13 protein-coding genes are annotated in these 15,435 nt (G+C 33.0%); 12 read left to right on the forward strand and 1 reads right to left on the reverse strand.

Going from position 1 to position 15,435, the window contains the following annotated elements; translation table 11 throughout:
• Positions 1–116 precede the first annotated feature (116 nt).
• From HMPREF2737_RS00795 to HMPREF2737_RS00840, 10 genes are all read left to right on the forward strand, one after another.
• Positions 117–1,586, forward strand: coding sequence for a nicotinate phosphoribosyltransferase (locus HMPREF2737_RS00795; protein WP_037551169.1), 1,470 nt, complete (start codon positions 117–119; stop codon positions 1,584–1,586).
• Positions 1,579–2,400 carry an ammonia-dependent NAD(+) synthetase gene (gene nadE / locus HMPREF2737_RS00800; protein ID WP_037551167.1) on the forward strand — a complete coding sequence of 274 codons (822 nt, stop codon included), beginning with the start codon at positions 1,579–1,581 and terminating at the stop codon, positions 2,398–2,400. Before HMPREF2737_RS00795 ends, nadE begins: the two co-directional genes overlap by 8 nt.
• Positions 2,401–2,483: 83 nt before the next feature.
• Positions 2,484–3,092: a DUF2179 domain-containing protein gene (locus tag HMPREF2737_RS00805; RefSeq protein WP_037551165.1), complete on the forward strand. Its 609-nt coding sequence runs from the start codon at positions 2,484–2,486 to the stop codon at positions 3,090–3,092.
• Positions 3,073–3,243: an NETI motif-containing protein gene (locus HMPREF2737_RS00810; RefSeq protein WP_070631709.1), complete on the forward strand. Its 171-nt coding sequence runs from the start codon at positions 3,073–3,075 to the stop codon at positions 3,241–3,243. The genes HMPREF2737_RS00805 and HMPREF2737_RS00810 overlap by 20 nt, the downstream gene beginning before the upstream one ends.
• Before the next feature lie 277 nt (positions 3,244–3,520).
• Positions 3,521–4,816 carry an adenylosuccinate lyase gene (purB, locus tag HMPREF2737_RS00815; RefSeq protein WP_037551163.1) on the forward strand — a complete coding sequence of 432 codons (1,296 nt, stop codon included), beginning with the start codon at positions 3,521–3,523 and terminating at the stop codon, positions 4,814–4,816.
• Positions 4,817–4,910: 94 nt separating this feature from the next.
• Positions 4,911–5,213 (forward strand): YerC/YecD family TrpR-related protein, encoded by a 303-nt coding sequence (locus HMPREF2737_RS00820; RefSeq protein ID WP_011275350.1) that lies wholly within the window; start codon positions 4,911–4,913, stop codon positions 5,211–5,213.
• A gap of 276 nt (positions 5,214–5,489) precedes the next feature.
• On the forward strand, positions 5,490–6,185 hold the full coding sequence (locus tag HMPREF2737_RS00825; protein WP_037551162.1) for a heptaprenylglyceryl phosphate synthase: 696 nt from the start codon (positions 5,490–5,492) through the stop codon (positions 6,183–6,185).
• Positions 6,182–8,377 carry a DNA helicase PcrA gene (gene pcrA, locus HMPREF2737_RS00830; RefSeq protein ID WP_037551161.1) on the forward strand — a complete coding sequence of 732 codons (2,196 nt, stop codon included), beginning with the start codon at positions 6,182–6,184 and terminating at the stop codon, positions 8,375–8,377. The genes HMPREF2737_RS00825 and pcrA overlap by 4 nt, the downstream gene beginning before the upstream one ends.
• Before the next feature lie 3 nt (positions 8,378–8,380).
• Positions 8,381–10,384, forward strand: coding sequence for an NAD-dependent DNA ligase LigA (gene ligA / locus HMPREF2737_RS00835; protein ID WP_037551160.1), 2,004 nt, complete (start codon positions 8,381–8,383; stop codon positions 10,382–10,384).
• Between the two features lie 12 nt (positions 10,385–10,396).
• Positions 10,397–11,602, forward strand: a complete 1,206-nt coding sequence (locus HMPREF2737_RS00840) for a CamS family sex pheromone protein (RefSeq protein WP_037551159.1) — start codon at positions 10,397–10,399, stop codon at positions 11,600–11,602.
• 59 nt (positions 11,603–11,661) lie between these two features.
• On the opposite strand, the gene putP is transcribed toward HMPREF2737_RS00840, so the two are convergent.
• A complete protein-coding gene (gene putP / locus HMPREF2737_RS00845) occupies positions 11,662–13,200 on the reverse strand; it encodes a sodium/proline symporter PutP (RefSeq protein ID WP_037551157.1) in 1,539 nt (512 codons plus the stop codon).
• Positions 13,201–13,664: 464 nt separating this feature from the next.
• Between putP and gatC the strand changes: the two genes are divergently transcribed.
• Positions 13,665–13,967: an Asp-tRNA(Asn)/Glu-tRNA(Gln) amidotransferase subunit GatC gene (gatC, locus tag HMPREF2737_RS00850; RefSeq protein ID WP_037551155.1), complete on the forward strand. Its 303-nt coding sequence runs from the start codon at positions 13,665–13,667 to the stop codon at positions 13,965–13,967.
• Between the two features lies 1 nt (position 13,968).
• Entirely contained in the window at positions 13,969–15,426 is a 1,458-nt protein-coding gene (gene gatA / locus HMPREF2737_RS00855; protein WP_037551153.1) for an Asp-tRNA(Asn)/Glu-tRNA(Gln) amidotransferase subunit GatA, read from the forward strand.
• The last annotated feature ends 9 nt before the right edge of the window (positions 15,427–15,435 follow it).

Consider the following 15,435-nt stretch of genomic DNA (forward strand, 5'->3'; position numbering starts at 1 on the left):
TCACGAATTTGTCTTATTGGTACTTATTTAAATTTTAATTGTATCAATGGTATGTGAATACGCACTTCTACTGAATTATGATAAAATGTACTAAAACAGCGTTAGGAGAGATTGTGGTGTATCGTTACGAAGATGACAGTTTAATGTTACATAATGACTTATACCAAATTAACATGGCAGAGAGCTATTGGAATGATGGTATTCATGAACGAAATGCAGTATTTGATTTGTATTTTAGAAGTATGCCATTTGAGAGTGGATATGCAGTTTTTAATGGTTTAAAAAGAGTAATTCAATTTATTGAACATTTTCATTTTAGTGATTCTGATATTGAATATTTACAGTCAATAGGTTATAAAAATGATTTTTTAAACTACTTAAAAAATTTAAAGTTCACTGGTAATATTCGCTCAATGCAAGAAGGTGAATTGTGTTTTGGAAATGAACCCTTACTTAGAGTGGAGGCACCATTAATTCAAGCGCAACTTATAGAAACCGTATTACTTAATATAATCAACTTCCATACATTAATTTCGACTAAAGCAAGTAGAATTCGTCAAGTAGCACCTGATGATACATTAATGGAATTTGGAACTCGCCGTGCTCAAGAGTTAGATGCTGCGCTCTGGGGTGCTAGAGCTGCTTATATCGGTGGTTTTGATTCTACTAGTAATGTGCGTTCTGGTAAATTATTTGGTATACCTGTTTCTGGTACGCATGCACACGCTTTAGTTCAAACATATGGTGATGAATATAAAGCTTTTAAAATTTATGCAGAACGCCATAAAAATTGTGTGTTCTTAGTTGATACGTTCCACACGCTTAAATCAGGTGTTCCTACAGCTATTAAAGTAGCGAAAGAACTAGGGGATAAAATCAATTTCATTGGTATCCGTTTAGATTCTGGAGATATTGCTTATTTATCTAAAGAAGCACGCAGAATGCTAGATGAAGCGGGATTCAAAGATGCTAAAATCATTGCATCTAATGACTTAGATGAACAAACGATAATGAGTTTAAAATCTCAAGGAGCTAAAGTTGACTCATGGGGTGTAGGTACAAAATTAATTACTGGTTATGACCAACCAGCACTTGGTGCAGTATATAAACTAGTAGCAGTTGAAGATGATAACGGTCGATATGTTGATAGAATTAAACTGTCCAACAATGCAGAAAAAGTGACAACACCTGGTAAGAAGAAAGTGTATCGCATCATCAATACTAAAACAGGTAAAGCAGAAGGTGACTATATTACTCTAGAATATGAGAATCCAAATAATGAAAAACCTTTAAAAATGTTCCATCCAGTTCACACGTATAAAATGAAACATATCAAACACTTTGAAGCGATTGATTTGCATCATTCAATCTTTGAAAATGGGAAACTTGTTTACCAATTACCGAGTGAAAAAGAGGCACAAGAATACTCTAAAAATGCATTATCTAAATTATGGGATGAAAATAAACGTTATTTAAATCCTCAAGAATACCCTGTGGATTTAAGTACAGCTTGTTGGGACAACAAACATAAGCGTATTTTCGAAGTTGCAGAACACGTAAAAGAGATGGAGGAAGACAATGACTAATATACAAGATATTGTAGTCAATGAAATGAAAGTGAAGAAACATATTGACAGTGAACAAGAGTCACGTGAAATTATTCAATTTATTAAAAGCTATGTGCAATCACATTCATTTATTAAATCTTTAGTGTTAGGTATTTCTGGTGGTCAAGATTCTACTCTGACTGGTAAATTAGCGCAGCTAGCAGTTGAAGAATTACGCAATGAAGGGCGAGATTGTCAATTTATCGCTGTGAAATTACCATATGGTGTACAGAAAGATGCAGAAGAAGTTGAAGACGCATTAAACTTTATTCATCCCGATGAAATCATTACTGTCAATATTAAACCTGCTGTTGATCAAAGTGTTAAATCTTTAAACGAGGCTGGTATTGAATTAACGGATTTTCAACGTGGTAACGAAAAAGCACGTGAACGTATGAAGGTTCAATTTTCAATCGCATCAAATCGTAGTGGTATTGTTATTGGTACGGATCATTCTGCAGAGAATATTACAGGATTTTATACTAAGTACGGTGATGGTGCTGCTGATATCGCACCTATCTTTGGTCTAAATAAAAGACAAGGAAGACAGCTACTTAAATATTTAAATGCACCAAAGCATTTATACGAAAAAGTTCCCACAGCAGATTTAGAGGATGATAAACCACAATTACCTGATGAAGAAGCTTTGGGTGTTACTTATAATCAAATTGATGACTATTTAGAAGGAAAACACATTTCTAGTGAAGCCCGTGATACGATTGAAAATCACTATGTCAAAAATGCACATAAACGTGAATTAGCCTATACGCGTTACACTTGGCCTAAAAATTAAAAAAGATTTTCTAGTGACAAAATAAAAATTCACTGATAAAATTATCTCGATTTTAGATATCCAAGTAAGAAAAGAGGATTAGTATGTCAGTGATAACTTCAAATCCATGGTCAATGGTATTAGCGATATTCGTCATCAACGTTTTTTATGTTACATTTTTAACAATGCGTACAATATTAACGTTAAAAGGTTATCGTTATATGGCGGCTGCAGTAAGTTTCCTTGAAGTGTTAGTATATGTAGTTGGTCTTGGTATGGTAATGTCTAGTTTAGACCAAATTCAAAATATCTTTGCTTATGCGTTTGGTTTTTCGATTGGGATTTTAGTAGGTATGAAAATTGAAGAAAGACTCGCATTAGGGTATACTGTCGTAAATGTAACCTCATCAGAGTATGAAATTGATTTACCAAATGAGTTAAGAAATTTAGGTTATGGTGTTACACACTATGCAGCACATGGTCGCGATGGTAGTCGAATGGTAATGCAGATTTTAACGCCAAGACGTTATGAACGTAAATTAATGGAGACAGTACGAAATTTAGATGAGAAAGCGTTTATTATAGCGTATGAGCCAAGAGCAATTCACGGCGGTTTCTGGACTAAAGGCGTTCGAACTCGAAAAGTAAAAGCATACGAAGTAAAAGAAATAGAAAGTGTTGTGGAGCATGACGATGAAGTTCAAAGTAAATGAAAATGAAACTATCTCAAAATGTTTATCACGTATGCGTGAAGAAGGCTATATGCCAGTTAAACGAATTGAAAAACCTATATATACAGAAGATGAAAAAGGTAATGTAGTAGTATTAAGACAGGATATTCAATTTGTTGGTAAAAAGCTTTGATTTAATAATGTGAATTACAACTCAAATTAATTTTATTAAGAGTGAAAAGAAGCTAAAGTACAACTTCTTTTTACTCTTTTTATTATCGGATTATTGTTAGATAAGTGTATTATTTAGATAAAATCCATTATACTAAGTTTGTAAAAAAAAGATTTATACATTTGATTAATTATCTGTTAAAATAAAAATGAAGTTGTAAAAACGAACCTTTCCTAATATTTTACGTTTAATGTACAGTTTTAAATTATAAATTTATACATAGAATAGGAGTTTAGAAATGATTGATCGTTATTCAAGAGAAGAAATGGCAAATATTTGGACTGATCAAAATAGATATGAAGCTTGGTTAGAGGTTGAAATCTTGGCTTGTGAAGCTTGGAGTGAATTAGGCCACATTCCTAAAGAAGATGTAAAAAAAATTAGACAGAATGCTAAAGTAGATGTGAAACGTGCGCAAGAAATAGAACAAGAAACAAGACACGATGTTGTGGCATTTACTAGACAAGTATCGGAAACGTTAGGTGACGAACGTAAATGGGTTCACTATGGCTTAACTTCTACAGATGTTGTTGATACAGCGCTAAGTTATGTTATAAAGCAGGCCAACGAAATTATTGAGAAAGATATTGAACGTTTCATAAAAGTTTTAGAAGAGAAAGCTAAAAATTATAAATACACATTGATGATGGGACGTACACATGGTGTACATGCTGAACCGACTACATTTGGTGTTAAAATGGCATTATGGTATACAGAAATGAAACGTAATCTAAAGCGTTTCAAAGAAGTACGTAAAGAAATAGAAGTTGGTAAAATGAGTGGTGCAGTTGGTACATTTGCTAACATTCCTCCTGAAATAGAACAATATGTATGTGACCATTTAGGTATTGATACTGCACCCGTTTCTACTCAAACATTACAACGTGACCGTCATGCATACTATATCGCTACACTAGCACTGGTAGCTACATCTCTTGAAAAATTTGCGGTAGAGATACGCAATTTACAAAAAACAGAAACACGTGAAGTTGAAGAAGCGTTTGCAAAAGGTCAAAAAGGGTCATCAGCTATGCCTCATAAAAGAAATCCTATTGGTTCAGAAAATATAACAGGTATTTCAAGAGTGATTCGAGGTTACATTACAACGGCTTATGAAAATGTGCCTTTATGGCACGAACGTGATATTTCTCACTCTTCAGCTGAACGTATAATGTTACCAGATGTTACAATTGCTTTAGATTATGCTTTAAATAGATTCACTAATATTGTTGATAGACTAACTGTTTTTGAAGACAACATGAGAAATAATATCGATAAAACATTTGGACTAATCTTCTCACAACGTGTATTACTAGCGTTAATTAATAAAGGCATGGTTCGTGAAGAAGCATATGATAGAGTGCAGCCTAAAGCAATGGAATCTTGGGAAACTAAAACACCATTCCGTCAATTAATAGAAAAGGATGAGTCTATCACTAATGTGCTTTCTAAAGAAGAATTAGATGAATGCTTCAACCCTGAACATCATTTAAATCAAGTTGATACAATCTTTAAACGTGCAGGTTTAGAGTAATAAGTTAACGGTTTTCAATAAAAATACTACACTTTAACTATTTAATGCGTTAAAATGAGATTATATTGAAAACGGATTATAGGGGTTGTTTGAGATGCAAATAGAGAAATTACGAGGACAAGCGTTAGATGAACTTTTTGATGCAATTCTTACACTTGAAAATAGAGAAGAATGTTATCAATTCTTTGATGATTTATGCACTGTCAATGAATTACAATCATTATCTCAAAGATTACAAGTTGCTAAGATGATTAAACAAGGGTATACTTACGCAACAATCGAAAAAGAATCTGGTGCTTCTACAGCAACAATATCTAGAGTAAAACGATCATTACAATGGGGTAATGACGCATATACAATGATATTAGAACGATTAAATATAGAAACAAAAAAATAATAATACGTTTAACATATATTTATAAATTGAAATGCTCCCTTCAAAATTGACAATAATTTGGATATTTTGATGGGAGCATTCTGTTTTATATTGAATTTATACAGGCTAATAGTAAGTAAACAACTTTTAATTTACTTAATTTTTAACAAATAAACTTATAAGATATTAGGTCTTTCGTTCTTTAAAAGACAGTATAGATTCTAATGATTCTGTTTAGAATTGGTACACCAAAAATGATATAATTTAGTGTATGTTAAAAAAAGGAGTTAAAGGAATATGTATGACATTAAAGCGTGGCAACATGTGTTTAAATTAGATCCCGCCAAAGAAATAAGTGATAATGATTTAGATTCACTATGTATGTCAGATACTGATGCTATCATGATTGGTGGCACAGATAATGTTACCGAAGATAATGTCATTCATTTGATGAGTAGAGTAAGAAGATATCCATTACCATTAGTCCTTGAAATATCTAATATTGAGAGTATTATTCCTGGTTTCGATTTTTATTTTGTACCAACAGTTCTAAATAGTAAGGATACTACATATCATAATGGGATGATGCATAAAGCTCTAAAGCAATTCGGATTCATGGTTAATTTTGATGAAGTCGTATTAGAAGGGTATTTAGTTTTAAATCCTGATAGTAAAGTAGCACAATTAACGCAATCAAATACTAATATAGATATTGAAGATGTAGAGGCATATGCGCAAATGGTTAATGAGATGTACAAACTACCGTTGATGTACATAGAATATAGTGGTCAGTATGGCGATATTGAAAAAGTGGAAGCCGCATCCAGATTATTAACGAATACACAATTGTTTTATGGCGGTGGCATTACATCTATAGAACAAGCCAGAGAGATGGCACAATATGCTGACACTATTATAGTAGGTAATATTATTTATGACGATATTAAAAAGGCTATTAAAACAGTAAAAATAAAAAAGGAGTCTAATAAATGAATTCATTAGTTAATAATATGAATAAAGAGCAAAGTGAAGCGGTAAGAACTACAGAAGGTCCATTACTAATTATGGCCGGCGCTGGTTCAGGTAAAACGAGAGTATTGACACATCGTATCGCCTATTTATTAGATGAAAAAGACGTTTCTCCTTACAATATATTAGCAATTACTTTTACAAATAAAGCAGCTAAAGAAATGAAAGAACGTGTTGAACAATTAGTAGGGGAAGAAGCACAAGTGATTTGGATGTCTACATTCCACTCTATGTGCGTAAGAATATTAAGACGTGATGCTGATAGAATAGGCATTGAACGTAATTTTACTATTATTGATCCTACTGACCAAAAATCCGTCATAAAAGACGTTCTAAAAAATGAAAATATTGACAGTAAACGCTTTGAACCAAGAATGTTTATTGGGGCGATTAGTAACTTAAAAAATGAACTTAAAACACCAGAAGATGCAATTAATGAGGCTAATGACTTCCATTCGCAAATGGTAGCTACTGTTTATAGTGGATACCAACGTCAATTGACTCGAAATGAAGCACTTGATTTTGACGATTTAATTATGAAAACAATTCAGTTGTTCGAACGCATTCCAGATGCACTTGAATATTATCAAAACAAATTCCAATATATTCACGTAGACGAATATCAAGATACAAATAAAGCACAATATACATTAGTAAAGTTGTTAGCTAGTAAATTTAAAAATCTTTGTGTAGTTGGTGACTCAGATCAGTCAATTTATGGTTGGAGGGGTGCAGATATTCAAAATATCCTATCTTTTGAAGAAGATTACCCTGATGCTAAAACGATATTTTTAGAACAAAATTATCGTTCTACAAAGACCATCCTGACTGCTGCAAATGAAGTCATTAAACATAACTCAGAAAGAAAGCCTAAAGGCCTGTGGACTGCAAATACAGGTGGCGAAAAAATTAAATATTATGAAGCAATGACTGAGCGTGATGAAGCTGAGTATGTGGTTAGAGAAATAATGAAACACCGTAAAGCTGGAAAAGATTATAGTGATATGGCAATACTTTATAGAACCAATGCACAATCACGTGTTTTAGAAGAAACATTTATGAAATCTAATCTTCCTTATACGATGGTTGGAGGCCAAAAATTCTATGACAGAAAAGAAATTAAAGACTTATTAAGTTATTTGAGAGTAGTAGCTAATAGTAATGATGAAATTAGTTTACAACGCATAATCAATGTTCCAAAACGAGGTATAGGACCTTCATCAGTTGAGAAAATTCAACGCTATGCGAATGATAGCAATATAAGTATGTTTGACGCATTGGCAGAAGTAGATTTTATTGGTCTTTCAAAAAAAGTAACTCAAGAGTGCATTAAATTTTATGAACTAATTCAAAACTTAATTAAAGAACAGGAATTTTTAGAGGTAAGTGAAATTGTTGTTGAAATATTAGATAAATCTGGGTATAGAGATATGCTTGAACGCGAACAAACACTGGAATCACGTAGTAGACTTGAAAATATAGATGAATTTATGTCAGTGCCTAAAGATTATGAAGAGAATACACCATTAGAAGAACAATCCTTGATTAACTTTTTAACGGATTTATCACTAGTAGCAGACATCGATGAAGCTCAAATTGAGAGTGGCGTAACCCTTATGACAATGCACTCAGCGAAAGGTTTAGAATTTCCAATTGTATTCCTTATGGGAATGGAAGAATCGCTATTTCCACATATTCGTGCAATTAAGAGTGATGATGACCACGAAATGGAAGAAGAACGTCGGATTTGTTATGTAGCAATAACAAGAGCTGAAGAAGTTCTATATATTACGCACGCGACGTCTAGAATGTTATATGGACGCTCACAATCTAATATGCCTTCAAGATTTTTACGTGAAATCCCGGAAGAGCTATTAGAGACACCATCTAAGCAACAGCGTCAAACGATTACCCCAAAAACATCATCCAAACAACCTAAGCGTGGATTTAGTAAACGTACAACGTCTTCTAAAAAACAAGTCTCTGCTTCTGATTGGAAAATAGGAGATAAAGTTACGCACAAATCATGGGGTGAAGGCATGGTAAGTAACGTTAATGAGAAAAATGGCTCAGTTGAATTAGATATTATATTTAAATCAGAAGGACCAAAGCGCCTATTGGCTCAATTTGCCCCAATCGAGAAAAAGGAGGATTAATTTATGGACAATATCCAAAGTCGTGTGAATGAATTACATGATTTATTAAATCAATATGGTTATGAATATTATGTGCAAGATAATCCTTCAGTGCCAGATAGTGAATACGATAAATTATTAAGAGAATTAATAGATATAGAAGAGGCACATCCAGAATTTAAGTCACCTGATTCTCCTACTGTACGTGTAGGAGGGGAGGTGCAATCTTCTTTCGAAAAAGTCAATCATGATACACCAATGTTAAGTTTAGGTAATGCTTTCAATGAACAAGAATTACGTCGTTTTGATCAACGTATTCGTGAACAAGTCGGTAGTGTTGAATATATGTGTGAATTGAAAATTGATGGATTAGCTGTGTCCCTTAAATATGTAGAAGGTCGCTTCGTTCAAGGTTTAACTCGAGGGGATGGTACTACAGGTGAAGATATAACTGAAAATTTACGCACCATTCATGCTATTCCATTAAAGATTAATGAACCATTAAGTTTTGAAGTTCGTGGCGAAGCTTACATGCCTCGTAGTTCTTTTATAAGACTAAATGAAGAAAAAGAAAAGAATGAAGAACAACCATTCGCTAATCCACGAAACGCAGCAGCGGGATCGTTAAGGCAACTTGATCCCAAATTGGCAGCTAAACGTAAATTAAGTGTATTCTTATATAGTGTTAATGATTTCACAGATTTTGATGCAACTACTCAGAGTGGTGCGTTGGATGAATTAGATCGTTTAGGATTTAAGACAAATCATGAACGTATGCGCGTGGGTGATATTGAAGGTGTATTAGAATATATTGAGAAATGGACAAAACAACGTGAACAATTATCCTATGATATTGATGGCATCGTTATAAAAGTGAATGACATTGAACAACAAGATGAAATGGGATACACTCAGAAATCTCCAAGATGGGCGATTGCATATAAGTTTCCTGCCGAAGAAGTGGTAACAACATTACAAGATATTGAGTTAAGTATTGGTAGAACAGGTGTTGTAACACCAACTGCGATTCTTGATCCTGTAAGAGTTGCTGGGACAACTGTATCTAGAGCTTCTTTACATAATGAAGATTTAATACATGAGAGAGATATCAGAATTGGGGATAGTGTAGTAGTTAAAAAAGCTGGCGATATAATTCCAGAAGTAGTGAAAAGTATTACGGAACGCCGACCTGAAGGTACATTACCGTATTCAATGCCAACACATTGTCCGAGTTGTGACCATGAGTTGGTAAGAATTGAAGGGGAGGTTGCATTACGTTGTATAAATCCAAAGTGTCAGGCTCAACTTGTAGAGGGGCTGATTCACTTTGTATCACGTCAAGCCATGAATATTGATGGCTTAGGAACTAAAATTATACAACAACTCTATCATCACAATGTGATTAAAGATGTGGCCGACATCTTCTACCTAACGGAAGACGATTTATTACCTTTAGAGCGTATGGGTTCCAAAAAAGTTGAAAATCTACTAAAAGCGATTGAAGATGCTAAAGCCAACTCTCTAGAGCATCTATTATTTGGTTTAGGAATACGTCATCTAGGAGTTAAAGCAAGTCAAGTTCTAGCTGAAAAATACGAAACAATGGATAGACTACTTGAAGTAACTGAAGAAGAACTTATTAATATTCATGATATTGGAGATAAGTTAGCTCAATCTGTTGTGACATATTTAGAAAATGAAGATATTAAAGCATTAATTGAAAAATTAAAATATAAAAATGTCAATATGGTTTATAATGGAATTAAAACTTCTGATATAGAAGGGCACCCTGATTTTAAAGATAAAACAATTGTTTTAACAGGTAAATTACAACAACTGACAAGAAAAGAAGCATCTGCCTGGTTAGAATTACAAGGCGCAAAAGTTACAAGTAGTGTAACTAAAAAAACAGATTTAGTAATTGCTGGTGAAGATGCAGGTTCTAAATTAACTAAGGCAGAAAAGTTTGGTACTGAAATTTGGACAGAAGAGCAATTCGTGGCTAAACAAAATGAAATATCAAGTTAGAGGAGAACGGCAATGAAGCGGACCCTATTCTTAATTATAACGTCGATTGTGTTGTTAACGGCATGTGGCAATAACAATGATAATAAAAATAACCAATCTGTGAATAAACAAGAAACTAAAACTGACTCAAATAATGTGAAAACAATAGCAACAGATAAAAACGTACAAGGTGATAATTACCGCACGATTTTGCCATTCAAAGAAAGTAAGGCCCGTGGTGTATTACAAGATAACATGGCAAATAGTTACAATGGTGACGATTTCGAAAGTGGTTTATTGACACTAAGCAAAGATGTATTTCCAACTGATGATTACCTTTATCAAGACGGACAATATCTAGATAAAGATACTCTTAATAGTTATTTAAATCCCAAATACACTAAAAAAGAAATAGATAAAATGAGTGAAAAAGAGAAAGAATCCAATAAAGCTAGTGAGAATTTAGGATTAAATCCATCACACAAAGGTGAGGATGATCCAGAAAAAATCGCAGAACAATCTCCAGCTTATTTATCTAATATTCTTGAACAAGATTTTTACGATAGTGGGGATACAAAAGGAAAAAATATTAAAGGTATGACAATTGGCCTAGCCATGAATAGTGTTTATTATTATCAGAAAGAGAAAGATGGAGAGACTTATAGCAAAGAACTTGATGATAAGGAAATTGAAAAACAAGGTAAACAAATGGCTTCAGAAATCTTAACAAGATTGAGAGCCAATGATGATTTAAAAGATATTCCTATTCATTTTGCGATTTATAAACAATCCGATCTAAATTCAATTACACCGGGAGAATTTATTGCTAATACTACAGTTGATGATGATCAAACTAAAATTAATAAATGGAAAAAAATTGATCAAGTGTCAGCATTATTGCCATCTTCAACAGCAAAAAAATACAATGAAAATTTGAATAATAATTTTAAACAATTCAACGACAACCTACAATCTTACTTTACTAACTTCACTCAAGCAGTAGGTAAAGTTAAATTTGACGGTAAAAAACCAACACAATTAACTATAGATTTACCTATTGATTATTATAGTCAAGCTGAAACGATTGGTATTACTCAATATGTTACAGAACAAGCTAGAAAATATTTTGACAACATCGATAGCTATGAAATTCGAATTAAAGACGGAAATACACCAAGAGCTTTAATTAGTAAATCTAAAGAAGATAAAGAGCCTCAAGTTCATATTTATAATAATTAACATAAAAACTACGGATAACGCCTACAAATTGGGTTATCCGTAGTTTTTGTTTAATATTATTATTTTTCACGAACAATAGATTTAACTTTTTCAATATCTCTTTCAACAAAGTCACCTGGATTTTGAGTCAATAAACTCACAACATATGTAACGATGACACTAACGATGAATCCTGGAATAATTTCATACATTCCGAAAATTTCATTTATACCCGCTAAAGGTTTTATCCAAGCAATCCATATAATTACCACAAGGGCACCTGCTACCATACCGCTGATAGCACCAGCTCGTGTTAGCTTTTTCCAATAAAGTGAGAATAATACTAACGGACTGAAAGAAGCTCCAAAGCCTGCCCATGCGTTACCAACTAAGTTAAGAATTGTATCATTTGGAGACCAAGCAATCGCAATTGCTACAATTGCCACAACTAATACCGACAATCTACCAACTAACACGAATTCTTTTTGATGTGTTTTCGCACGCTCTTCACCACGTATTAATTTATAAAAGTCTTCAGTTAATGAACTTGATGTTACTAATAGTTGTGATGAGATTGTGCTCATGATAGCTGCAAGAATGGCAGCCAATAAGAACCCGCCTACTAAAGGATGAAATAGAATTTGACTCATAATGATGAATAGTGTCTCAGGATCATCCATCTTAATATGATTATCTGGAATGAATGCGATACCAGTTAATCCTACGCCTACAGCACCAAGTAAACCTACAGTCATCCAACTTATACCTAAACGGCGAGCTTTAGGTAGCATTTTATGTGACTTAATAGACATAAATCTAACGATGATATGAGGTTGTCCAAAATAACCTAGCCCCCATGCAAATAATGAAACAATACCTAGGAAGGTTGTGCCTCTAAATAAATCCATATTTGTTGGTTTCATTTCAGCAACTCGAGAAAACGTATCCCAACCATTAAGTTGTAACATTGCAACAATAGGGACCATAACCATTGCAATTAACATGATTACACCTTGGAAGAAATCAGTTATAGATACAGCTAAATATCCTCCGAAGAAAGTATAAGCGATAACGATAACTGCAACTAAAATTAATCCAAAATGATAATTTAGTCCAAACGCGCTTTCAAATAGTTTACCACCTGATACAAACCCAGAGTGCGTATATAGAGTAAAGAATATAACTATTATTAAACCAGAAATAATTTTAATAATATTTTCTTTATCGTTAAGTCGATTTTTAAAGAAATCTGGAAGGGTGATTGCTTCACCTGCCACTTCAGTATAAACTCTCAACCTTGGTGCAACGACTAGATAGTTAACATATGCACCTAATGTGAGACCAATTGTTATCCATATTGCTGATAAACCAGTACTATAGACTGAACCTGGTAGCCCCATTATCATCCAGCCACTCATATCTGATGCACCTGCAGATAAAGCTGTGATATATGGGCCGATACTACGTCCACCAAGCATATAATCACTTAAATTACCTGTAGCTTGTTTGTAGCCATAATATCCAATGATAAGTAAAATAATAAAATAAATCGCAATCATTATGTATGTTTGCCAATTGGTATTAACTTGACTAGACAAGCTTGCTCCTAAAATAAGCATAAAGAAATACCCCCTTTTTTTATATGATGTGAAGATTTAGATGACTTATAAACATTGGTAAATTTCAATTACATGAGTATGTAACTTTTTCAAATAATTTAGTTACATGTAATATTATACAATGTAGTGAATGGTTTAGAGAAGTGTAAATTTTAATTTTTAAAAAATAAACACTTTTAAAACAAGATAGTAAGCGTTTTCAAAATGTAAAAATGTTTATTGATTTTATTATACGTAACATGCATATTAAAGATTATAAATATTTTTGATATAAAATTTAGGTCATTATTATCGTTAAATTAATAATTGAGTTACATTATTTGTAAAGCATTTATTAATTACTTACCTATGAATTAATCATCAATAATGTCATGAAGTTATGTTGTCTCAATAAATATTTAGATTTTTAAGTGAAAATTTGATACAATTTTATGATGAATGAGTAATAAGGAGGCTTTTAATAAATGACTAAAGTTACACGTGAAGAGGTTGAACATATAGCACATTTAGCAAGACTTCAAATTTCTGAAGAAGAAACTGAAGAAATGGCTAATACACTTGAAAGTATCTTAGATTTTGCTAAACAAAATGACACAGCAGATACAGAAGGTATTGAACCAACTTATCATGTATTAGATTTACAAAATGTGTTACGAGATGATGAAGCAATCGAGGGCATTCCTCAAGAACTTGCATTAAAAAATGCTAAAGAGACAGAAAATGGTCAATTTAAAGTACCATCTATCATGAATGAGGAGGAAGCTTAAGATGAGTATTCGTTATGAATCAGTTGAAAAATTATCAGAAATGATTAAAAACAATGAGATTAAGCCTTCAGAAGTTGTCAAAGACATCTATGATGCAATTGAAGAAACGGATCCTACTATTAAATCATTTTTAGCACTAGATAAAGATAATGCTATTAAAAAAGCAAAAGAATTAGATGAATTACAAGCAAAAGGCCAAATGGAAGGTAAATTGTTTGGTATTCCTATGGGAATTAAGGACAACATCATTACTAAAGATGTGGAAACAACATGTGCTAGTAAAATGTTAGAAGGTTTTGTTCCAATCTATGAATCTACTGTAATGAACAAACTACATGATGAAAATGCGATTCTAATCGGTAAACTAAACATGGATGAATTTGCTATGGGTGGTTCTACTGAAACATCATATTTCAAACAAACTGTTAACCCATTCGATCATACAGCTGTTCCAGGTGGTTCGTCAGGTGGTTCAGCAGCAGCAGTTGCTGCAGGTTTAGTACCATTCAGTCTAGGTTCAGATACTGGTGGTTCAATTCGACAACCAGCAGCATATTGTGGTGTAGTGGGTATGAAACCAACTTATGGGCGTGTATCACGTTTCGGTTTAGTTGCTTTTGCATCTTCATTAGACCAAATTGGTCCAATTACAAGAAATGTTAAAGATAACGCTATCGTTCTAGAGACAATTTCAGGTGTTGATAGAAATGATTCTACAAGTGCACCAGTTGAAGATGTTGACTTTACTTCAGAAATTGGTAAAGACATTAAAGGCTTAAAAGTTGCTTTACCAAAAGAATATTTAGGTGAAGGTATCAATGATGATGTTAAAGAAGCTGTTAAGAATGCTGTTGAAACACTTAAATCTCTAGGTGCAGAAGTTGATGAAGTATCACTTCCAAATACGAAATATGGTATTCCATCATATTATGTTATCGCGTCATCAGAAGCATCAGCGAACTTAGCTCGCTTTGATGGTATACGTTATGGCTACCATTCAAAAGAAGCCCAATCATTAGAAGAATTATATAAAATGTCTAGATCAGAAGGATTTGGTGCTGAAGTTAAGCGTCGTATCTTCCTAGGTACATTTGCATTAAGTTCTGGTTATTATGATGCTTACTATAAAAAATCACAAAAAGTTAGAACATTAATCAAGAATGACTTTGATAAAGTTTTTGAAAACTATGATGTTGTTGTAGGTCCAACTGCACCAACTACTGCGTTTAACTTAGGTGATGAAATCGATGATCCTTTAACTATGTATGCTAATGACTTATTAACTACACCTGTTAACTTAGCTGGTTTACCAGGTATTTCTGTTCCTTGTGGGCAATCAAACGGTAGACCAATTGGCTTACAATTTATCGGTAAACCTTTTGATGAAAAGACGTTATATCGTGTGGCATATCAATATGAAACACAATTCAATTTACATGACGCATATGAAAAATTATAAGGAGTGGAA

The organism is Staphylococcus sp. HMSC069D12, from assembly GCF_001810405.1.
Lineage (GTDB): Bacteria > Bacillota > Bacilli > Staphylococcales > Staphylococcaceae > Staphylococcus > Staphylococcus haemolyticus.